At 60.3% G+C, this 21,295-nt stretch carries 17 protein-coding genes; 5 read left to right on the plus strand and 12 right to left on the minus strand.

Going from position 1 to position 21,295, the window contains the following annotated elements:
* Window positions 1-72: 72 nt before the first annotated feature.
* Together SOP95_RS30355 and SOP95_RS30360 are read left to right on the plus strand one after the other, a co-directional pair.
* The gene (locus SOP95_RS30355; RefSeq protein WP_274076151.1) at window positions 73-594 is read left to right on the plus strand and encodes a cytochrome C; all 522 of its coding nucleotides are present in this window, start codon (window positions 73-75) and stop codon (window positions 592-594) included.
* Between the two features lie 340 nt (window positions 595-934).
* Window positions 935-2,359, plus strand: a complete 1,425-nt coding sequence (locus SOP95_RS30360) for an undecaprenyl-phosphate glucose phosphotransferase (protein ID WP_323609360.1) — start codon at window positions 935-937, stop codon at window positions 2,357-2,359.
* A 71-nt stretch (window positions 2,360-2,430) separates the two neighbouring features.
* On the opposite strand, the gene SOP95_RS30365 is transcribed toward SOP95_RS30360, so the two are convergent.
* The 12 genes from SOP95_RS30365 to SOP95_RS30420 all read right to left on the minus strand — a co-directional run bounded on the left by SOP95_RS30365 (window position 2,431) and on the right by SOP95_RS30420 (window position 15,430).
* Entirely contained in the window at window positions 2,431-3,543 is a 1,113-nt protein-coding gene (locus tag SOP95_RS30365) for a glycosyltransferase 61 family protein (protein WP_323609361.1), read from the minus strand.
* A 66-nt stretch (window positions 3,544-3,609) separates the two neighbouring features.
* The gene (locus SOP95_RS30370; RefSeq protein ID WP_274076148.1) at window positions 3,610-4,755 is read right to left on the minus strand and encodes a hypothetical protein; all 1,146 of its coding nucleotides are present in this window, start codon (window positions 4,753-4,755) and stop codon (window positions 3,610-3,612) included.
* Between the two features lie 241 nt (window positions 4,756-4,996).
* A complete protein-coding gene (locus tag SOP95_RS30375; RefSeq protein WP_323609362.1) occupies window positions 4,997-5,740 on the minus strand; it encodes a WecB/TagA/CpsF family glycosyltransferase in 744 nt (247 codons plus the stop codon).
* Window positions 5,740-6,927 (minus strand): glycosyltransferase family 2 protein, encoded by a 1,188-nt coding sequence (locus SOP95_RS30380; protein WP_323609363.1) that lies wholly within the window; start codon window positions 6,925-6,927, stop codon window positions 5,740-5,742. The genes SOP95_RS30375 and SOP95_RS30380 overlap by 1 nt, the downstream gene beginning before the upstream one ends.
* Window positions 6,924-8,126, minus strand: coding sequence for a glycosyltransferase family 4 protein (locus tag SOP95_RS30385; protein ID WP_274076145.1), 1,203 nt, complete (start codon window positions 8,124-8,126; stop codon window positions 6,924-6,926). Before SOP95_RS30385 ends, SOP95_RS30380 begins: the two co-directional genes overlap by 4 nt.
* A 69-nt stretch (window positions 8,127-8,195) precedes the next feature.
* Window positions 8,196-9,119, minus strand: a complete 924-nt coding sequence (locus tag SOP95_RS30390) for a DUF535 family protein (RefSeq protein WP_323609364.1) — start codon at window positions 9,117-9,119, stop codon at window positions 8,196-8,198.
* Between the two features lie 7 nt (window positions 9,120-9,126).
* On the minus strand, window positions 9,127-10,110 hold the full coding sequence (locus SOP95_RS30395) for a glycosyltransferase (protein ID WP_274076143.1): 984 nt from the start codon (window positions 10,108-10,110) through the stop codon (window positions 9,127-9,129).
* Window positions 10,107-10,631, minus strand: coding sequence for a serine O-acetyltransferase (locus SOP95_RS30400; RefSeq protein ID WP_274076142.1), 525 nt, complete (start codon window positions 10,629-10,631; stop codon window positions 10,107-10,109). The genes SOP95_RS30395 and SOP95_RS30400 overlap by 4 nt, the downstream gene beginning before the upstream one ends.
* Window positions 10,632-10,639: 8 nt before the next feature.
* Window positions 10,640-11,596 (minus strand): glycosyltransferase family 2 protein, encoded by a 957-nt coding sequence (locus tag SOP95_RS30405; protein WP_323609365.1) that lies wholly within the window; start codon window positions 11,594-11,596, stop codon window positions 10,640-10,642.
* The gene (locus SOP95_RS30410) at window positions 11,589-12,206 is read right to left on the minus strand and encodes an acyltransferase (RefSeq protein WP_274076140.1); all 618 of its coding nucleotides are present in this window, start codon (window positions 12,204-12,206) and stop codon (window positions 11,589-11,591) included. The genes SOP95_RS30405 and SOP95_RS30410 overlap by 8 nt, the downstream gene beginning before the upstream one ends.
* A gap of 96 nt (window positions 12,207-12,302) precedes the next feature.
* Window positions 12,303-13,784 carry a GMC family oxidoreductase gene (locus SOP95_RS30415; protein WP_323609367.1) on the minus strand — a complete coding sequence of 494 codons (1,482 nt, stop codon included), beginning with the start codon at window positions 13,782-13,784 and terminating at the stop codon, window positions 12,303-12,305.
* A gap of 263 nt (window positions 13,785-14,047) precedes the next feature.
* Complete coding sequence (locus SOP95_RS30420) at window positions 14,048-15,430, minus strand: oligosaccharide flippase family protein (protein ID WP_274076138.1); 1,383 nt, start codon at window positions 15,428-15,430, stop codon at window positions 14,048-14,050.
* A 104-nt stretch (window positions 15,431-15,534) separates the two neighbouring features.
* On the opposite strand from SOP95_RS30420, the gene SOP95_RS30425 reads away from it, so the two are divergent.
* From SOP95_RS30425 to galE, 3 genes are all read left to right on the plus strand, one after another.
* Window positions 15,535-17,061 (plus strand): O-antigen ligase family protein, encoded by a 1,527-nt coding sequence (locus tag SOP95_RS30425; RefSeq protein ID WP_274076137.1) that lies wholly within the window; start codon window positions 15,535-15,537, stop codon window positions 17,059-17,061.
* Between the two features lie 5 nt (window positions 17,062-17,066).
* Entirely contained in the window at window positions 17,067-19,697 is a 2,631-nt protein-coding gene (locus SOP95_RS30430) for a glycosyl hydrolase family 5 (protein WP_442967792.1), read from the plus strand.
* Window positions 19,698-19,780: 83 nt separating this feature from the next.
* A complete protein-coding gene (galE, locus tag SOP95_RS30435; RefSeq protein ID WP_323609369.1) occupies window positions 19,781-20,758 on the plus strand; it encodes a UDP-glucose 4-epimerase GalE in 978 nt (325 codons plus the stop codon).
* Window positions 20,759-21,295: the final 537 nt, after the last annotated feature.

The following is a 21,295-nucleotide window of genomic DNA, read 5'->3' on the forward strand; positions in this document are numbered from 1 at the left end:
CCGGCTTGCCGGCGAAGGCGTTTATAAGGACGCCTTCGCCGGCAAGCCGGGCTCCTACAAAAGGAGACATCTATGCGCAAGTTGCTGGTCCTCGGTCTCGTCTGCGCCCTGAGCGCCCCGCTCGTCCATGCCCGGGCCATCCCGGACCCGACGCAGCGTCACGCCCCCGGCAACGAAGAACTGCAAAAGCCCATCGCCGAAGCCGGCTACAGCGTGGGCGTGAACTACCAGCTGCAATGCGCCGGTTGCCACCTGGGCAACGGCATGGGCTCGGCGGCCAATGACACGCCGAGAATGACCGGGTTTGTCGGCAACTTCCTGAAAGTGCCGGGCGGCCGTGAATTCCTGGTGCGTGTGCCGGGCATGTCGCAATCGGCGTTGAACAACGCGCAACTGGCTGACCTGCTCAACTGGCTGATGCGCGAGGATGGCATGGCCGGCAAAAGCAGACCCGCCGACTACCAGCCCTACAGTGCCGACGAAGTGGCGGCGCTGCGGGCCAAGACCATGCTCAATCTGCCGGGCACCCGCGCCGAACTGATCGACAGGATGCGCGCTCAAGGCATCGCCATCGAAGACGGGATGAACAACTGACAGCACCGAACGCATTGACACAACCGGGGCCCAGGCCTTCGCGCCTGCCCGAATAATCCCCTTGCGACCGATGGTCGTCCAGATACCCGAAAAGCAGGCCAGCCGGCGCCTGCATCACTGCTCCCGACTAAACTTCGTCCATAACGTGAATGAATCCACAGTGCTGCTAAAGTGATAGCACGGGACCCGCATTCTCCCCTGCCTCGGGATTTTCGGTGGAGGGTGGATTTCTCGACTATAAGTAGCTTGCCGCTGAGGCTAAAGCTCTGAAACGAGGGTAGTTTTGACCTGGATCGCGTTCCTGTTGGGCGCGAGGGGGTAGCAAAAATGGGATCTGATCATGATTTTTGAGCCGAGCAGTAGCCGTTCCGTACTCCAGCGAAGAAGCAGCACCAGTATCTTTATCCAGGCCGGCCTCGATAGCCTGGCTGTCACCGGTGTCGCGTGGTACCTGATTGATTATCACATCGGCTACATCACCCAGGCCTATGTGATCATGGTCCTGCTGTTGCTGGGGGCGTTGGCCGTCGTGTACGACCACTACGCCATCTATCGAAGCAACGTCGGGTTCGCCATCAAGGCCTTCAAACTGTTCAAGGCATGGACCGCCGCCTTTTGTTTTCTCGTCGCCATGGCCTTTCTTACGAAACAAAGCGAAACCTACTCACGACTGTTGGTCGGTGAGTTGTTCGTCATTGGCTATTTTGCCCAGCTGCTGTTGCACCTCGGGACGCGTGAACTGCAAAAGAAGTTCCTGGCGCATCCCACCCAACGGGACAACGCGCTGATCATTGGCTCGGGAGAACTGGCCGACTTCCTCCACCAGAAAATCAGTAACAATCCCTGGCTGGGTGAACGGGTCGTCGGCTCCGTACTGATCGGAGCGGCCGATGACCATGGCAAGGATGGCTCGGAGAACCCCAACCGCCTGGCGATACTGGGCAATTTGTCCGACCTTGATGACCTGGTCGCGCAACATTCCATTCGCACCGTCTACTTCGTCACGCCACTGGACGGTTCGCAGGTGATCAAGGATGTGTATCTGAAGTTGTTCGACAAGCACATCTCGGTCAACTGGGTGCCGGACATCTTTTCCCTGCGCCTGATCAATCACAGCGTTCGCGAGATTGCCGGTATTCCCGTGCTGACCTTGTCCGAAACGCCACTGATGGGCATGCGCCTGCTGCTCAAGAACCTGGAAGACCGCGTGCTGGCCTTTCTCATCCTGCTGTTTGCCGCGCCGGTGCTGGCCATCGTCGCCATTGCGATCAAGCTCGACAGCCCGGGGCCGGTGTTCTTCCGCCAGCAACGGATGGGCTGGAGTGGCGGGCCCTTTCGCATCTGGAAGTTTCGCAGCATGAAGGTCCACCAGCCTGAAGACGGCGTGGTCAAGCAAGCGCAAAAGAACGATCCGCGCATGACCCGGGTCGGCGCCTTCATTCGCAAGACCAGCCTGGACGAACTGCCGCAGCTGTTCAATGTGCTGATGGGCGAAATGTCCCTGGTCGGGCCTCGTCCCCATGCCATCCAGCACGATGCGCAATATTCACCCGACATCGCCGACTACTTTGCGCGCCACAACATCAAGCCCGGCATCACGGGCCTGGCCCAGGTGCGCGGCTACCGGGGTGAAACCAAGGATATCGAGCAGATGATCCGTCGGGTCGATTCTGACATCGAATACATCAACAACTGGTCGCTGTGGCTCGACTTCGTCATTCTTGCCCGCACGGTGACCGCCTTCTCGGGCAAGCATGCCTACTAGTTGCGTCATGGATGCATAACCTCGAGTAGCGCTGGTTATCAGCGCTACCGGGTTACAAACGAGACAGGGGTTCAGGCCGGGAACAGATCGAGCGTGCGCTCAACCTCGTCGGGGTCGATGCGGAAACCTTCGCCGTCCGGGGTACCCACCACAAAACCGAAGTTCTGCTGATCGCGATCCGTCAGGTACTTGAAGAAGCAGACGAAACGATCAGGCGGTTGCAGGATCAGCAGCGAACCGCCGGGCTGCAGTAGATTGACGCCATGTATGAGCTGACTGCCTTCGATGCCGATCACTGTCCTGGCCCCGGCACAGGCCGCGACGATGGTCGGTACATCGCACTTGGACGGGTCAATGATGCGAAACCCCCGGCGCTCACGCAGACGTTCGGCCAGCTCCAGTTCATTGCGCAACAAACGCAACTCGCCCTTGTTGCCCCGCAGGACGAACACGCCTGGGTGAGAACTGGCATCGACATGGGACAGCAACTTTTCAGACATTGCGCGAAATCGCAGGTGCTTATGACGGTTGTGACTGATGTCGTCAAAGATCACCAGCTCGCGAAAAAACGCATTGCGCACACGAACCGGATTCATCCCCAGCCAGTCTTCATAACCCGGCGCGTGAAGTATCCCGTGCCTGGCGGCGGAAATGGAGGTTTCAGCGAGCGACGTGGTGACCGGGATGCCCTCCTGGGCGGCCATTGGATAGGTGATACAGTCATCCACCATCCACGAGCCAAACCACTTGTTCCCACCCACGGTGCAATACATCGCCCCGCGATCGATTTCGTTTTCTATGCGAACCTTCGGCAACCACCCGGACCTGGGCGATAACCAGGTTTTGGCATCACCTTTGTACAGCGCGCCGTCGATCAACCAGGCGTCCTTGAGAAGAAACGCGCGTGTCGGGCCGTGCTGGACAAGACCGTTGCCCTCCATGGTGCGACGGGGATGCTCAAAGGGATAAAACTGCCATCCTGTCACCCGCTCAAGCTGGTTGGGCAGGTAAAACGCAGGCGGCGCGACCGATGCATCCGCTGGGGCCATTTCCCAGGTTTTCACCGCGACACTTTGCAGATCCAGCGGCGGTTTCCTGGCAAGTTTCTCTTTGAACATGTGTTTGTACGCAGCAAAACTCCATTTCGCCCCAGCGCCGCTCACCAACAGGTTCGATTGCGACATAAGGATTACCACTCTGAATACGTTTAACTACCAATAACGCTTGTCATCGCTTGCTCGACGTCAGGTTCAGTTGCACATCAGGCTTTCCATGGCAGGGGGCGATTTCAGATGACTGTAGCGACCGCGTAGGGTCTCGAGCAGTTTTTCCGGTGGCGCCTTGGCGCAATGCAGATAGACCCTGGAGAGCCCACCAAAACCCATTTCACGATAACGCTCGGCGATTTCCTCATCGCTTGGCCCGTCCGGCAAACCCAGATGCAAGGTCAGTTTTTTACCCTCTACGGCAAACAGAGGGGTTTCCCAGAGAAATTGCGCGACGCCTACCTTGGGCAATCGGACAAATAGATAACCGTGGTTGTTCAGCGTATCGACATCGCCGCCGCGCCTTCTTTTCCACTCCAGCAAGCCATCGTCCGGACGCGCCAGGCAGGTGCCGATATCGTAATAATCAAAACCGTTTTCCAAGGCCCATTCCAACGCCATGAAGGTGGTGATGGAGTTGATCTCGCGCAGCTTCTTCGCATCCGAGTAGACCGTTTCCGGGTAGCCGAAACGGATCGTGCTCCAGTAGCGCTTGCCCGCGCGGGTGATCACGCAGCCAAGGTGGCAGGCGACGACTTCGTCCTCCAGCAGCACCAGATCCAGGCGCCCGGCGGCGGTTTTCGCCACCCGGCGCACTTCCTGCTGCTCGATTTGCGAAGCGGACGTGCCATGCCTGGCGCTGGCATAGGGTTGCAGCATGCCCTGGTCGGCGCTTTCGATTTCGTCATCGTTCAACGCCTGTTTCAGGCGATAGCGCAGGCGGTTCTTGCGAAGATTGCGGCGCAATTCGGAGTTGTATCTGGCGGTTATATCCTCGATCGATCTGCCCAGGGGTACAACAGCGCTAAGATACTGCGGTACACAGAGTGCGCCCGGCGTCGGTATTTCACTGACAAATACCGTTCGACCCGATTTATCCGGTTCAACTTGCTGATTGGCGACCTGAGGTTCAGCGCCCATTAGAACTTTCACAAAGTCGCGCTGGGCTTTGCGCCCCACATAGAAAATGTCGTAAGCGCTCTCTTCGCGCAGCTTGAACCTGACAAATTCCCAGCGCCAGAAACAGGCTCGACCGGCAATATCGCGCAGCCAGGCATGGGCTTTCCTCAGTTCAAAGCGTACCGACGGCGTAATCAACTGACGCAACAGTGCCTTCACATATTCTTTCATTTGGTATTAACACTAATTAATTAAGGAAAGATTATTCGAAAGTTCGAATCAAGGAATAAGACACTGCAACCCAGGCTTCGATACAGTGGCGGTTGACGTCAAACTTTCGTCGTTTTTTTCACTAATTACGACACAAGTCCCGACCGCGCCAGCAAGTCGTCGCGTATATGAGCAGTAAAGATGCTGTGCCAGAGTTTTGCAAGATATTACAGCGCCGACCCTGTATATATTGGCCCCCGACTCACCCGCCAGTCGGTGCCGTGCAGGCAAGCGTCCTCAAGATGAACATTGGGTTACCGACTACGTATCGACTGAACAGGCGCCTGGGCTCACTGGCCAGCCTGAACACCCATTCGCAACCCAGGCCACGCATCCATTGCGGAGCGCGACTCACCTTGCCGCCGAGAAAGTCCAGGATCGCCCCGCCACACACGATCAGGCACGGCACGCCGCTGGCCGCCAGCCTGGCCGCAACGACTTCCTGCTTGGGCATGCCCATGCCCAGTACCACCAGTTCCGGCTGATGTTGCCGGGCCAGGTCGAGGTAGGTCTGCACCTCGGCGAAACCATGGTGGGCAGACACCACATTGACCCCCCACGCCGCCTCGCAATGCCTGGCGGCATTGGCCAGGAAAGGTTCCTGCGTGCCCCACAAGGCCACGCGCCGTCCCTTGTACGCCGCCAGCAACTTGGGGATCAAGTCCGTGCCGTTCATGTTCAGCCCCGGCACCCGGCCCATTCGGCGAAACAGGATGGACATGCCGGAGCCATCGCGCAGCAACACGTCGGCGGCCGACAGTGCCTGGTAGTAGTCGTTGTCCCTGGCGATCAGGTTCATCGCATGGGCATTGACGAACCCCAGCACCGTCGCCGCTTGCGGCCTGGTTAGCGTCTCGATCAGGCGCTGCTGTTCATCGGCGTCGCTGATGACCCTGAGTGACTGGATGATCGTTTGCCAGTTGTGCTGCCAGGTCAAAGCGTGCATCAGGAGTCGTCTCGCTTGGACCGCACCCATTCAACCTGGCGTTTAACCAGGAAGCCCAGGTACAGGGGAATTTTCTTCAGCGCGTAGAACGGCGCATAGAGCAACGCGGAAAAGGCGATGATGTCGCGACCGAACCGGCTCCACGCCAGCAGGATGGTCACCATCAAGAGGGCCACCCCGAGCGAAGCGATCAAGGCCGGCAGCCAGGCGCCGAACAGGAAGAACACCAGCCAGGACAAGGTAAACGCCGCGCCCAGCAACAATGTGAGCAAGGCCAGCGGCGGCACCAGCAGGTCCAGGGTCATGGCCAGCAGGTTGAAGTTGCCCCGGGCAATCGACTCACCGAGCAATTTTGGCGCGTCTCCCAGGATCACCCCCAGGTGGCCGTGCTCCCAGCGCGTGCGCTGGGTCGTGAGGCCTTCGTCACTGCGGGGGAAATAGCTGGTCACCAGGGCGTCGGGGCAAAACAACGGCGGCTTGCCGCCACGACAGAAATCCAGGCCCATTTTCAGGTCTTCGACGATGTGACCACTGGCCAGCGTGATCAAGGGCAGGTCGCGCCAGACGAACGCCATGCCGGTGCCCATCAGTTGGCAGGGCAATCCCAGCCGGGCCCAGCCCAGCGGGCGTGCCTTGTTTTTCACGCACCAGGCAAACTCGGCGATCTGCACCTTCAACCCGGAACCCGGCGGCGCACGCATCAAGTCAAGGGCCTGGGTTGGCCGCCCGGAGTCGATGCAGCGGATGGCCAGGCGCTCGATGAAGCCCTCGCTGACCTGGCAATCGGCATCGACAATGATCAAGACGTCCGGCGCATCGCTGGCCAGATGACGCGCGCCAAAATCCAGCGCATAGCCCTTGCCACGCTGTTGATCGTTGCTGCGTTCCACCACCTCGGCGCCCGCCGCGCGAGCCGTCGCCGCGGTGTCGTCGGAACAGTTGTCCGCCACCACCAGCAGGCGGTCGCCCTCCAGCAGTTGCGGGCGCAGGGAATCCAGGGTGGCCGTGATGATCGAGGACTCATTGTGCGCCGGCACCAGCACCGCCACCCGCGGTCGCGGGCGTCGCGCCAGTGCCGACGCTCGCACCGGCAAGCCCGCCAGCAGCACCTGCACGAACAGCACCAGCACCGGCAGGAGGAGGATTGCCAGCGGTACGCCCAGTAGCCAATTGAGGAATGTGATCATGCTTGCGCCTTGAACAGATGAGCCAACTTGGTCGCTTCGGTATCGATATCGTGGCGCTCGAGCACGCGCTGGTAAGCCGCCTCGCCCATTCGCTGCAACACTTCGACTGGTTGCGCGAGGCAGTCCGCCAGTGCCGCCGTCAACTCGTCCACCGCGCCTGCGGGAAACAGCCAGCCGTTCTCGCCCTGGCGTACCAGTTCTGGAATGCCCGCGACATAGGTGGTCAGCACCGGGCGGCGCAACGCCATGGCTTCCATGATGACCACCGGCAAGCCTTCGGCGAAGCTCGGCAGCACCAGGGCCCGCGCGGCGAGAATTTCCGTGCGCACCTGCTCGCTGCTGATCCAGCCGGTGATTCGCACATGGGATTGCAAGCCATGCCGGGTGATCAGTTCTTCGATCTGCGGGCGCATTTCGCCGTCGCCGGCCAGGACCAGCTCGAACGCCACGCCTTGCTCAGCCAAGCGGCGCGCGGCCTCCAGCAACAACAACTGGCCCTTCTGTTCACACAGGCGCCCCACGCAGACCAACCGCGGCGCGGACGGCACCGCCACCGCCGGCACGTCGTGAAAGGCCCGCTCCAGGCCACAATGCACGACCTTGACCCGAGCCCAGTGCGCGTGGTCGACCCAACGATACAGCTGGCTTCGCCCATAGGCGCTGATGGCCGCGACAAACGCCGAGCGCCGGACTTTCTCGCCCAGATGAATGAACTGCGGCTTGTCGAACTCTTCCGGGCCATGCACGGTAAAACTGTACGCCGGCCCGCCAAGGGCGTTGGCCAGCATCACCACTTCGGTCGAGTTGGTGCCGAAATGGGCGTGCACATGCCGGGCGCCGAATGCCTGCATCCACGCCAGGACGCGGCACGCTTCGAGCAAATAGACCAGATGGTACGGCCAGGATCGATCGGCGCGCTGGCCCATGCGCAACGCCAGCCACAACGTCGAAAAAAACCGTTTCGGCTGGGCGCGCAACACCTCGAGCGCCGGTTTCAACAGTGCCTTGACGCCGCCCTCCAGCACATACTGGGTCTTGCTGCGCTCGGACTCGTCCTCGGCGTCCACCAACTCGGCATCCCAGCCTCGCAGCGCGATGCGTTGTACCTCAAAGCCCTGGCGTTCCAGCGCCAGGATCTCGCGACGAATGAAGCTATGGCTGACCTTCGGGTATTGATTGATGAAGTAAGCGATACGCATGGGCACCCGGCTTTTGTCGTCGAATTTGTTACTGCAGGTCCCCCCACAGTAGTCCAGTAACCGGTCACGTCAATGCACTGCGTAGCTGCCTGTCAGCACCTTGTCGACCTGGGCAAAGGCATCGTCCAGCAGCTCATAGCGCCGGCGATACATGGCGCGTTTTTTTGAGGCAATGGTGTCCAGCGGCTTTCTGGACGAGGCCATGGGAATTTCGAAGAAGTCTTCGCGCTCCGAGGGGGTCGCCCCGTGTTCGAGCCAGATCGAATCATAATTGGCGGCCAGCTCCTGGGCTTTGTGCGCACCAAAATAAGGGTGGCGATGGTGACGATAGACGTCCCCCACCGCGTAGATCTTGCCGACACCGATATTGCCGGCAATGTACTTGGTCACTTCAATCAGGAAGCTCCGGGGACGCAAGCCTTCGAAGTCCTTGGTGACATCCCGGTAGATGGCCAGCGACCTGTCGCTCTCGATGCCTTTATGGATGCCCTGGACGGCGCCGATAAAGATGCACAGCTCATCGTCCGTTAAACACAAGGTGAAGGCGATCGAGGCGATGCGCAGATCGCCCTGGAACAGGTTCAGCACCAGTTCGCCCTCCCGCATGAACCAGAACGGGCGGTCCAGCACCAGGGTGCAACCTGGCGACCAGGCCGTCAGATCGCTCAGGACCAGGCTGTCGTCGCGACCGAACAGCAGCAATTGCGGGCAGCTCTTGCTGACCACCTCGTAGTGCGAGGCCATGACCCCCAGTTTGTCCTGGGCGCCCCAGCTTTTGCTGATGTAGGGCCAGTGCACGACACCCAGGGCATCGCCGCCGAGTTTTTCGATACCGGTACTGCCCAGCGCGTTGGACATGCGCCCGAAAAACAGGTCCAGCTCGGTCCGGTTCCTGGCCACCAACAGCAGGAACTTGAGTTTGTTCTTCAATGCCCTCAGGGAGTAGCCAGCGTGCACGGAGAAGACGCTTTTGACGATCAACCAATAGTCCATCGAAGTCTCACTTGTATTCGATCAGTGCGGATTTGCCGGCACCGAACCTGTTCAAAAGAAACTTGACCTGCCCGACCATCTCGGGAAATTTGCCCAGTACGAGGAAGAACGCCAGCAGCCAGTTTTGCCGCGCCGGGCCTGCGCCGCGCCGGGCCAGGCGCGCGACCTGCAGGGGATAGACCAGCAGCACCAGCAGCCCCGGCCAACCGAGTATCAGCGTGGCAATCAGCGTAACCAGCGGCACGCCCAGGCCCCAGAACCAGGCACGGCGCGACTCGCGGCGCCAATGGCGCTCCGGCGCGCCGCCATGTAGAAACGCGCCCTCGGCAAAGGCATAACCGCCGCGCAGGGTACGCCGCCACCACTGGCCGAAACGGGTCATGCTCGCATCGTGCAAGGTCATTTCCGCAGGCAAGCGCCAGACCTTCCAGCCCTTGGCTCGCAGGCGCACACAGAGCTCCGGCTCTTCCCCGGCAATCAGGTCCGGCCGGTACCCGCCCGCGGTGGCGAAGGCGTCCGCGCGCATCAGGGCATCGCCACCACAGGCGCTGGTCGCACCGGTCGGCGTATCCCATTCGAGATCGCACATCAGGTTATAAATGGAGCGCTGGGGAAATCGTTCGCGGCGCCGCCCGCACACCACCGCCACCTCGGGCTGCGCATCCAGAAAGGCCTGGGCATGGGGCAACCAACTGGCGACCACTTCACAATCGCCATCGACGAACTGCACATGACGCATCGACGGCAACAAGCGTTGCAAGCGGGCAAACCCTTCATTGCGCGCCCGGGCCGCGGTGAAGGCAATGTTCATGTCCAGCTCGACCACCTCGACGCCCAGCCTCTGCGCCATCTGCACCGAGCCGTCGGTCGACCCGGAGTCGACATAGACGATCTGCTGCGCCGCGCCGACCAGCGACGCCAGGCAACGCTCAAGGCGCTGGCCTTCATTGCGACCGATGACAACGACGCCCACCCCCGTCGTCGTGGTCATGAGTATTCCCCGGCATCGACGAGCTTGCGCTGCTTGATCGTCGCCGGCACACCGACGGCCACCGAGTTGTCCGGTACGTCGGTCAACACCACGGCATTGGCACCGATCACCACATTGTTGCCAATGCGGATGTTGCCCAGCACCTTGGCGCCGGTGCCGATATCGACGTTGTTGCCCATCACCGGAGCAATCGGCTCGTTCACGTTCTTCAGTCCCACGACCACGCCATTGCGGATCCGGCAGTCATCGCCAAACTGTGCGTAACCACTGATCACGATGCCGCCGAAATGATCGATGACGAAGTTGCGCCCGACCACCACTTCACACGGCAGCTCGATACCCGTCACGATCTGCACCAGCTTGAAGAGCACTTTGTAGATGAACGACAGCAATTTGCGCAACGGCGCCGGGCGCACACCATAGCGCCAGCGCCCGAAGCGATACACCAGCATCACCCAGAAACCCTGGGCGCCCCAGTCACCCTCGTATGCTCGCAAGTCCGCACGTATGTTATCGAACATGGACTGTCCTACCGTGTGGGTTGGCTACCGAGTCTGGTTTTGCGCAGCAGCGCCCAGGTCACCCGTGTATGTTGCCAACAGGCCTTGATGGCAGCCCGGCCGCGACCTTTCAACAAGGCCTTGAGCCCCAGGATCAGGTCACACAGGCACACCAGTAGCATGTGAAACGCCAGCCCCGATAAACCGTGATGCTTGCGGAAATACAACAGCTCGCTTTCGATTTGCAGCGTCTGCAGCTGGCGACCGTCCATGTTCAGCTTGTCGACCGACTTGGCACTCTCGCCACCAATATGTACCACCGTCGTGTGGGGGTAGTAGACCACCTTCCACCCCGCCTGCTTGACGCGCCTGCAGTGATCGACTTCCTCGTAGTAGAGGAAATAGCGCGGGTCGAACAAGCCGACCTTGTCGATCACTTCACGGCGGATCAGGTAATAGCAGCCTGGCACCCAGTCACACTCACGCACCGAGGCATGATCCCACTCCAGGTCGTCGACCAGTTTCACCCACGGGAAAAACCGTTCGAGCCCGGCCGTCACGAGGAACACATTAAGCGGCGTCGGAAAATAGCGGCAGGAAGGTTGCATTTCTCCGTCCCGACCGACCAGGCGTACACCGAGGATTCCGCAATCGGGATGGGTCTCCATGTACTCCAGGGTCTTGGCCAAGGTGTCGTCGGAGACGAATGCGTCGGTGTTGAGCAGCAACGCGTACTTGCCCTGCAGGTGTTCGACCAATTGATTATTGGCCCGGCCAAAGCCGACATTGTCTTTATTGGCCAGCAGCACGGCCTCTGGGCAAATATCGCCCAGGCAATCCAGCGAATTGTCCGCCGAGGCGTTGTCCACCACCAGGTAGCGCGCCGGATCGGCACGCTTGGACTGGCGCAGTGCATTGAACATCGGCTGCAACAGGCCCGCCGTGTTGTAGTTGACCACGAGCACATCCAGGGGCGCGCTACTCATTGGCTTTCTCGCCGAAGAAGTACTGCGCTCTCATGGCCTTGAGCTTGGGCTCGTAATCCGGGTCGAAGTGAGTGCCGCGCTGGCGGATGAGTTCCATCCACGGATAGTCTTCGCAACGCTCTTCGATTTTCTTGATCAGGTCCTCAACGGTGCAGAGCACCTTCGCCGGGTTCCCCCCCACCACGACACCGGGCGGAACATCCCGGGTGACGACGGCACCGGCGGCGACGATTGAATTCGGACCGATTTTGCGACCCGGCATGATGATGGACTGATAACCGATAAAACAGTTGTCGAATATATCGACCGCACCGACGGAGTCGAGCTGTTTACCCGCGCTGATCTCGAATACGCCAATGAGTCCGTCGTGCCCGAATATCGTGCAATCGGACAAGCCGACGTTGTTGCCAATGCGCAACAGCGAAGGGTCGGGGATGTTGCAGCCGGGATTGATCCACACGCCCTTGCCGACCGAATATATGCCTCCCCAGCGCGCCAGGTAATCTGCCCATTCATAGCCGGTGGGGTGGCAAAACTTCTTGAATAGCCCCTTGCCCCGACCCGTTTTGTTTACGTAGTAACGTATTGCACGCTTTGCTAGCCCAATCATCCTGTCAGCCTCACAAATTTCAGCGTTTCACATCGGTACCAAGACCAGATGCACCATGGTTGTTGTTGTAGTGGCACCCTGCTTTGGTTGCTCTCCCTAAGACTGTTCCACTGAAGAATATCTGCCCTGCGCAGGACCCATTTGATGGTTGAGGTAGTCCGCCAGCCGCAGCGTCAGCTGCAACAGCGGCATGGTTGGATTGCTCGCGCCGGCCGTGGCAAAAACACTGCTGCCGGTGACGTACAGATTGTTGGTGCCGAACACTTTGCAGTTCTGATCAACCACCCCGAATTCCGGGGAAGTCGCCATCCGGGTCGTGCCCATGTGATGGGCATGCGGCCCGACCCTCAGCGGCAAGGAAACGTCATAGACCGCTTCGTCCAGCTTGACATAGCCAAGCCCCTCTTCGGCAAAACACTTGGCCACCTCCAGGCCGATGCTTTTTATGGTCTCGCGGTCTTCGGGGGCGAGCTCCCAGTTGAGGTTGACCTTTCTCATCCCCAGTTCATCGCGCTCTTCAGTCAATGAGAGGCGACTCTTGCGGTTGGGAAACTGCTCGATCATCGTCGCGAGTTCCCCGTCACCGGGACAGTTGAACTTGGCAATGAACTCGATCTTGTGCGCCACGCCAGCCTTGCAGGCCAGATTCTCGAAAAAGCCCTTGATGGCCGCCATGCGCCCATAGGTTTCCACGTGCGACACCAGGGAAGCGGTGACATTGCCTTTGCCGGAATGATGCTCGATCACAAAGGCATCCTTGGTGAAGAACTGCCTGGATTCCCTGCTTTCACCGTCGTTGAGGATGAAGTTACCCAGTGCGATGTTCAGGTGTTCCATGAAGCATCGACCGACCATGCCATCCTCGGTGACCACGCCGGCGGCGGCCAATGACTGGCTGTTAAGCAGCTGCCTGGCATTCTCGATCGCGCCGGTGGCCAGGATGAATTGCTTGGCCGAGATGCGCTCCTGGTTGCGTTCGTAATCGGACACGACAACGGCGACGATACGGCCAGTGTCCTTGTCGAAATCCAGGTCGACACAATTGCAGTTGATGAAGACGTCCAGGCCCTCGGTCTCGTCAAGTTCCTTGGCATATTTCTGGGCAAACCGCGTCGGCGGGCTGAGCAGGAAACGGTCGGCTTCGAATTCGTCGCTGTTGAAGGCCGCGTTGACGGTCTTGAACCCCGAGTCCAGTGGCAGGTCCAGAATGGCCATGGCCGCTGGCAGATTGCGCTCCATCTCGGAAAACGCGATGGGCCAGCCGGGCAGAGTCCCCTGCGGGGCGAGGGTAAAGTCCGAAGGCACCAAGGGTCGGCAACGCCCGGCCCAATGGTTGGAGGTGCCGCCCAGGTAGCGCAGGCGGGTTTCTTCCGTGTAGGCCTCAAGCCCCGTGGACGACGTCTTGTAGAGGCTTTGTGAATACGGGGCATATTCGCGCCCCCCGCCCTCCAGAAGCACGACGCGCCAGCCATTGCCAGCCAAACGCAAGGCCAGCGTGATGCCGGCCGGGCCTGCGCCAACGATGCAGAAATCATAGTGATCGCGCAGGTCTTTCTGCGTTTGGTAGTCTTTGATCATAGGTGCAGTTACCGGAAATGCGCGGCAGGTAACACCCACCCGTTGATCACGACAAACTCCGATTTTCCTGCAGGAGACCGGGCCCCAAACCCGGAAAATTTCACTACCAGCCCCCCCAGGCTTAACAGGGCAAATGCCCGAATGAGTCCTCTGCGACTGATGGCAGAGTTATTCAACACGCGTTCACTCATCACTCACAGCTCCATGGGATCGAGATTGCATCGCAGATTTCAAGGGTGCTTCAACATTCCCGGCCAACCGGTTCAACCGAACAGCCAGCGGAAAACGACCAGCACCAACTCGCCACACAAGGCGCCTACCACCAGCATAGGCAACACCATCAGCTCGCGCTTGATATCGAGGATACCCACGCGACGATTGACATACACAACCAGCACCAGGGTAGGCAATGTATGCAGCGCGACCCCCCAGATCGCGTATTCGACGCCACCGATAGCCAGCAATACCGGCACCACCACCCATAACGAAACGACACGAATGATGTTGTCGATGGCTTGGTATTTGGTGAGCCCCAGGGCGATCCAGATCTGGTTGGCCACGATGTAGCGCATCATGAAAAACGACGTCGACAGAATGGCCATCATCTTGCCGGCATCGTGGTAACGCTCATCGTACAAAATGCTGATGATCAATGGACTGGTGACCCAGAACAGCCCGCACAGAAACAGCAGCGCAACGTCGACCAGCATCTTGAATTTGAAATACAACCGGCGCAGACGATCGAAGTCATTGGTTCTCGCGGCCTCACCGAAGGCCGGCAGGGCCACGGCCCCGACCACTTTCAGTACACCGGTCTGGACCGCGCCGAGGATCAGCACGGCAATGGAATACACGCCCATTTCCGTGACTGTCATGCTGCCGCCGAAAATGATCCGGTCGCCCTGCATGGACAGTACGCCCACGGCCGAAGACAACAGGATCCAGCGACCGAAGACCACCAGTTCGTCGAGCGCTGCGCGTTCCCAGCGCAGGCTGTTGGACGGCCCCTCGAACCAGTAGTGCCCAAGCAGCGTGCTGACCAGCGCGGTGATCAGCCCGGCAGCCACCAGCGACCAGATGGAATGGGTGAAATAACCGATGACCAGCATCGCCAGCAAGCCGACGACCTGGGAAGCGAACTCGGCGATCACCACTTTCTTTTGCTGGAAAGCGCGAACGGCCAGGTCGACTTTTGTCGACTGGAACCCGTAGATGATCGCGGTAACGCCGGTCCAGGCCAGCACCGCCGGCAATTGCGGTGAGGCATAGGTGGAGTTGTGCGACCAGAAATCGATGGCTTGCGAATACCAGGCCGCGGCGGCGAGAAGCAGCGTCAAGGCGAACAGCACAAAGCCGCGCACGATCTGCACGGTCCACAGGGTATTGAGAAACTCCGGGTCGTCGCCCCGCGTGCTCTGCAGGATGTTCTGCCGCAACCCCACGTCGGACAGCAGGTGCAGGACGAACAAGACGGTGGTGGCGATGGCGATGATGCCGAACATTTCCGGCATCAGCAGACGGGTCATCACCAGGTTGCCACCCAGGCGAATCGCTTGAGAGGTGACCAGCGCCCCGAGGTTCCATGCCCCAGCAGATATCGCTTTACGACGAAGGCCAAACGATGGCGATATGTGAACTGAAGGCATAACATCAATCCCCGGTATTGGATGACTCGAAAGGTACTATAGTCGCTATTAGGCAAAGCACTAGCCATTAGCCATCGCTCACTCATCAAATAAATCGGTAGCCCATGCCTGAGCACTTTCGCGCGTTAGTCGTCATCCTGGTCCTTGCCGGTATCGTCTTCGCTTTTGCACGGCGACCGGCGGCAGACCTGATCCCTCACAGTGATTTCACGCGGCGGCGCAACCTCTGGTTTGCCTTGACGCTGGTGGCCTTTTTTTCCCACAGTTTCTGGGTGTATGCGGGCGTTACCGCCATCATCCTGACGGTGTCGCGACAGCGCGAACGCAACCCCATGGCGTTATTTTTCCTGCTGTTGTTTCTCATTCCACCCGCCTCGGCGCAGGTCCCCGGCTTCGGCCTGATCAACTATCTGTTTGACCTGAACCATGTACGGCTACTGTCACTGTGCATATTGCTCCCGGCTTTCCTGGCGTTGCGCAGGCGACCAGACACCCTGCCCTTCGGGCGCACCTGGCCGGACAAGCTCCTGTTGGCCTATCTGCTCCTGACGTCCGCTCTTTTCCTGCGCCAGACCACGCCCACAGACACCCTGCGCCAATCGCTCTATCTGTTCCTCGACGTTTTCCTGCCTTACTACGTGGCCAGTCGAGCCGTGAAGAATGTCAGCGACTTCAAGGACGTAATGCTGGGCTTTTTACTCGCCGCCATGGTGCTGTCGCTGATCGGTCTGTTCGAATTTTCCCGCCGCTGGCTGCTTTACAACGCGCTGACCTACGCCATGGGCGTGCAATGGGAAATCTCCACCTATCTCAGCCGTGGCGGCTCGCTGCGCGCCAGCGTCACCACGGGCCAGGCCATCGCCCTGGGCTATGTGATTGCCGTGGCCATCGGCTTTTACCTGTTCCTGCAGGAGGGCGTGCGCAGCAAACTGCAACGACGGCTCGGCGCCCTGCTGCTCGCCGGTGGCTTGTTTGCGCCGCTGTCGCGCGGCCCGTGGATCGGTGCCGCGGTCATGATCATCATGTTCATCGGCACCGGCCGTTATGCGGTCAGGCGCCTGATGCTGCTCGGAGTCGCCGCCGTACTCGCCCTGCCGCTGCTGGCCATTGTGCCCGGCGGACAAAAAATCATTGATCTGCTGCCCTTCATCGGCTCGGTAGAAGCCGAGAACATCACTTACCGTCAACGGCTGATCGATAACTCGGTGATCGTCATCCAGCGTAATCCATGGCTGGGATCCTTCGATTACCGCAGCACTCCGGAAATGCAGTCACTGATCCAGGGCCAGGGCATCATCGACATCGTCAACACCTATATCGGCATCGCCCTGCAAATGGGCTTGATCGGGCTCACGCTGTTCGTGGCGTTTTTCGCCACCATTGTGCTCGGCATCCGCAAGGCGATGCGTTCGTACCCCAACAAGGATGATGAGTCACGACGATTGGGACGGGCGCTGCTGGCGACCCTGGCCGGGATTCTGATAACCATCATCACCGTCAGTAGCATCACGGTCATCCCCGTGGTGTATTGGTCGGTGGCCGGGCTGGGCGTGTCCTATGCTCAGATGGCGCGCAGGCTCAAGCGCGCGGAGACTGCAAGCAGCAAGAGTGCCCTTCAACAGACCTGGTAACGCTCATGACGTGTTTTGTTCACCGCATGCCTCTGCTATCAGTCTTTCTCCTGTTTCTTGTCATCTGGCCGTCCGGCACCCGAGCGGCGGAGTGGGTCGTCAGCGTCGATGAGCGCAGCGGCCTGCCCCAGGTCACGCGCGGCGGCAGCCCTGCCATGGCCTCTCAATTCGTGTTTTGGGGAAGCAACTGGGACTGGGCGGACTTTACCCCCTCGCTCAAGGTGATCTCGCCCTATGTCTACGCCATGGAAGGCAAGAGCCAAAGGCTGGATTTCGACGCGACCGGGCAGATTCGCAAGGAAGGCCAGCAGACGTTGAGCATGGACCTGGTCCTCAATGCCCGCAGCGTGAAGTCGAACGTGATGGGCGGCGGCATCGTCTTCAATTTCGACCCGGCCCTTGCCGAAGAAATGGGCGTGCCGGTGTTGCTGCCCGGCAACCGTGGCTGGTCCTGGGGCAATGCCCAGGGGCGGCGCATGGAGATGCTTTTTGAGCCCGCGCTGGAAAGTGTGTATTTCGAACCGGGTGATAAGTCCCAGGTGCGGGCGTTCTTCTACAAGGACCGGATCAAGCCCGGTCGAAAAACCGTCAAGGCCACCTTTAGCGTGTCCGGCGATGTGGCGCTGGGGCCAACCGCCGCCGAGCGCTTCGGCGTCGCGGACCCGAAGAGCTGGCCGAGCGACCGGCTGGACTGGAAGACCGCGCCGGTCGACCTGTCCTTTCTCAATGCCCAGGAAAAGCCTGCGGGCAAGCGTGGCTTCGTCAAGGCGGTCGGCGAGCAACTGCTGTTTGCCGACAACACCCCGGCGCGCTTCTGGGGCACCAACCTCTCGGCCTATACGCTGTTTCGCACGCCGGACGATGCGATCAAGCTGCAGGCCAAGCGCCTCTCGGCCCTGGGGTTCAATCTGGTGCGACTGCACCACCATGACTCGCCGTGGGTCTTGCCCAACATCTTCGGTGACGGCAGGGTCGTGCACGATACCCAGCACCTGAACGAAGAATCGCTGAAGAAGCTCGATTTGTGGATCAAGAGCCTGAAGGACGAGGGCATCTATGTCTGGCTCGACATGCACGTCGAACGAGCCCTCTGGGCGAACGACAACATCTTTGGCTTCGATGAATTGCCGAAGAGCCAGTATGGCATCGCCGACCTCAAGGGCTACGCCTACGTAAACGTCACAATCCAGCAGGCCATGAAACACTTTGCCAGGGATTACCTGAGCCACGTCAACAGCTATACCGGCCTTGCCTACAAGGACGATCCGGCGATTGCCGCGGTGCTGATCACCAACGAAAACGACATCACCCAACACTATGGCAACGCCCTGTTGCCCGACAAATCAGTACCCCGGCACACCGAGCTGTACATGAACGCGGCCAAGGCCTTTGCCAAACAGCACGACCTGTCGCAAGACCAGACCTGGCGATCCTGGGAGCCTGGCCCCGCCAAGCTGTTTCTCAATGACCTGGAACGGCGCTTCAACGTCGACATGATCGCTTCCCTGCGCGAGACCGGCGTGAAAGTGCCGATTGCCACCACCAGCAGCTGGGGCGGCAACGGCCTCAGCGCCCTGCCGGCCCTGACCGCCGGAGACGTGGTCGACGTGCATATCTACGGGGGCCCGGGGTCGCTGGAGAAAAACCCGCTGACCAGCGCCAGCCTGGTGGACTGGATTGGCGCCGGCCAGGTCGTCGGCAAACCCCTGACCGTCACGGAATGGAACAACGAGCCCTTCCCGATCGCCGACCGCCACTCGCTGCCACTCTATGTGGCCGGCACGGCCAGCCATCAGGGCTGGGACGCGCTGATGCAATATGCCTATAGCCAGGAAGGGCTCTCCGAGCAAGGGATGTCGGCGGGCAACTGGCACGCCTATAACGACCCGGCCATGCTGGCCACCCTGCCCGCCGCCGCCTTGCTTTATCGTCGCGCCGACGTTCACGAAGCCAGGACCACCTATGTCTTCGCGCCGACGCCAGAGACCCTGTTCAACCAAAGCATTACACCGGCCAACTCGGCCCTGCTGCGCACCGCCATGGAGAAAGGCAAACTGCAGATCGCCATGCCCCGGACGCCGCAACTGCCCTGGTTGCAACCGGGCGTCATCGCCAGTAACGCCCAGGTGTTTCATGACCCGGCAAAGTCGCTACTGGACGCCTCGGCCACCGAGTCCACCACGGACACCGGTGAGCTCAAGCGCAACTGGAAGCAAGGCATCTACACCATCGATACGCCCCGCACCCAGGCGGCCACCGGCTGGATAGGCGGTGAGTCGATCAAGTTGGGCAATATCCAGGTACAGATCAAGACCGCCTACGCCAGCGTTGTCGTGCAAAGCCTGGACGGCGCGCCCGTCGGCAAGTCCGCTGACCTGCTGATTTCCCTGGGCACCCGGGCCATCCCCAAGGACGGCGACAAGACGCCATTTTACGTGGAGCCTCTGGAGGGCACCCTGACCCTCCAGGCCCCTGCGGGATTGACCCTGTACACCCAGGGCGGCCCCGGAGGACGACCTGGGAAACTGCCGGCCACTTACCTGGATGGGCGCTACACGATCAAATTCGACGGCCTGCAGGCGTCCAATTGGTTGTTCCTGAAAAAAGCATCGCAAGCGAGCATCGCAAGCGAGTGACAGTCTCAAGTGACAGCAAAGGTCTTTTAAAGGACGGGTCGGCCGCCTCGCGCTGACACCGCATCGATATCAAGGAGAGCGGCATGAAATTCCTGGTGATAGGCGGCGCAGGCTACATCGGTTCGCACATGGTCAAGCAGCTCCTTGGCGCGGGGCACGAACTGGTGGTGGCGGACAACTTTTCCACCGGCTACCGCAGCGCGGTGCTGGGCGGGACACTGGTCGAACTCGACATCGCCGACGCCCAGGCCCTGGACACGCTGTTCGGCACCCACCGCTTCGATGCGGTGTTCCACTTCGCCTCCTTCATCCAGGTGGGTGAGTCCGTCACGGAGCCGGCCAAGTATTACCAGAACAACCTGGCGGCGACCCTGACGTTGCTCAAGGCGATGGTTCGCGCCGAGGTCAAGCACTTCATCTTCTCCTCCACCGCCGCCGTCTATGGCGACCCGGCGTATGTGCCGATCGATGAAGCGCACCCCAAGGCCGCGATCAACCCCTATGGCCGCAGCAAGTGGATGGTGGAGCAGGTACTGGAAGACTTCGACCGCGCCTACGGGCTCAGGTCGGTTTGCCTGCGCTACTTCAACGCCGCCGGCGCAGACCCTGAAGGGCAGTTGGGCGAACGCCACGAACCTGAGACCCACCTGCTGCCGCTGGTCCTGCAGGCAGCCTCCGGGCGGCGCAAGACCATTACTGTCTTTGGCTTTGACTACGACACGCCGGACGGCACCTGTATTCGCGACTACGTCCACGTTGTCGACCTGGTGGCCGCTCACGCGCAGGCGGTGGACTATTTGTTGGCGGGGGGTGCCAGCACGGCTTTCAACCTTGGCAATGGCCAGGGTTTCTCCGTGCAGCAAGTGATCGACACGGCACGCCGCGTGACTGGCCGGGACATCTACATCAGTGAAGCGCCCCGCCGCGCTGGCGACCCGCCACGGCTGGTGGCGGATGCTCGACGGGCCAAGAGCTTGCTGGGCTGGCAACCGCGATATGCCACACTGGAACAGATCGTGGCGCATGCGTGGGAGTGGGAGAAGAAGTATCCGTGGCACTGAATGTACTGCTGGGGTTGCTGCGGTGGGACAGTAGGTCCGGGTACACCCGTGAGGGATTAGTCGGCTTCAAGGACGCCTTCGCTGCGATGCGGCGACCCGACAAGCCAGCTACAGGGGATCGGCTACAGCCGTGAGAGATTGGTCGACCTTGAGGCCGTCTTCGCTGGCAAGCCAGCTCCTACAGATTTGTGGGGTATGTTGGGTTTGTGGCGTGACACACATCTGTAGGAGCCGGCTTGCTGACGATGCGGTGGTGGCCGTTATACCGCCATCGCTGCGATGCGGCGACCCGACAAGCCCGCTCCTACAGGGGATCGAATACAGCCGTGAGAGATTGGTCGACCTTGAGGCCGTCTTCGCTGGCAAGCCAGCTCCTACAGGATTTGTGGGGTATGTTGGGTTTGTGGCGTGACACAGATCTGTAGGAGCCGGCTTGCTGGCGATGCGGTGGTGGCCGTTATGCCGCCATCGCTGCGATGCGGCGACCCGACAAGCCGCTCCCACAGGGGATCGAATACAGCCGTGAGAGATTGGTCG

Origin of the sequence: Pseudomonas sp. YuFO8 (genome assembly GCF_035065025.1) — a bacterium.
GTDB classification, from domain to species: domain Bacteria; phylum Pseudomonadota; class Gammaproteobacteria; order Pseudomonadales; family Pseudomonadaceae; genus Aquipseudomonas; species Aquipseudomonas putida_AE.

Coding starts and splice junctions, on each gene's coding strand:
- SOP95_RS30375 (WP_323609362.1), bottom strand. CDS start 5,740: ATGCACGCTTTGACCTGGCAGCACAACTGGCAAACGATCATCCAGTCA.
- SOP95_RS30410 (WP_274076140.1), bottom strand. CDS start 12,206: ATGATTGGGCTAGCAAAGCGTGCAATACGTTACTACGTAAACAAAACG.
- SOP95_RS30425 (WP_274076137.1), top strand. CDS start 15,535: ATGCCTGAGCACTTTCGCGCGTTAGTCGTCATCCTGGTCCTTGCCGGT.
- SOP95_RS30405 (WP_323609365.1), bottom strand. CDS start 11,596: ATGAGTAGCGCGCCCCTGGATGTGCTCGTGGTCAACTACAACACGGCG.
- SOP95_RS30385 (WP_274076145.1), bottom strand. CDS start 8,126: ATGCGTATCGCTTACTTCATCAATCAATACCCGAAGGTCAGCCATAGC.
- SOP95_RS30380 (WP_323609363.1), bottom strand. CDS start 6,927: ATGATCACATTCCTCAATTGGCTACTGGGCGTACCGCTGGCAATCCTC.
- SOP95_RS30400 (WP_274076142.1), bottom strand. CDS start 10,631: ATGTTCGATAACATACGTGCGGACTTGCGAGCATACGAGGGTGACTGG.
- SOP95_RS30390 (WP_323609364.1), bottom strand. CDS start 9,119: ATGGACTATTGGTTGATCGTCAAAAGCGTCTTCTCCGTGCACGCTGGC.
- galE (WP_323609369.1), top strand. CDS start 19,781: ATGAAATTCCTGGTGATAGGCGGCGCAGGCTACATCGGTTCGCACATG.
- SOP95_RS30365 (WP_323609361.1), bottom strand. CDS start 3,543: ATGTCGCAATCGAACCTGTTGGTGAGCGGCGCTGGGGCGAAATGGAGT.
- SOP95_RS30415 (WP_323609367.1), bottom strand. CDS start 13,784: ATGATCAAAGACTACCAAACGCAGAAAGACCTGCGCGATCACTATGAT.
- SOP95_RS30430 (WP_442967792.1), top strand. CDS start 17,067: ATGACGTGTTTTGTTCACCGCATGCCTCTGCTATCAGTCTTTCTCCTG.
- SOP95_RS30420 (WP_274076138.1), bottom strand. CDS start 15,430: ATGCCTTCAGTTCACATATCGCCATCGTTTGGCCTTCGTCGTAAAGCG.
- SOP95_RS30360 (WP_323609360.1), top strand. CDS start 935: ATGATTTTTGAGCCGAGCAGTAGCCGTTCCGTACTCCAGCGAAGAAGC.
- SOP95_RS30370 (WP_274076148.1), bottom strand. CDS start 4,755: ATGAAAGAATATGTGAAGGCACTGTTGCGTCAGTTGATTACGCCGTCG.
- SOP95_RS30355 (WP_274076151.1), top strand. CDS start 73: ATGCGCAAGTTGCTGGTCCTCGGTCTCGTCTGCGCCCTGAGCGCCCCG.
- SOP95_RS30395 (WP_274076143.1), bottom strand. CDS start 10,110: ATGACCACGACGACGGGGGTGGGCGTCGTTGTCATCGGTCGCAATGAA.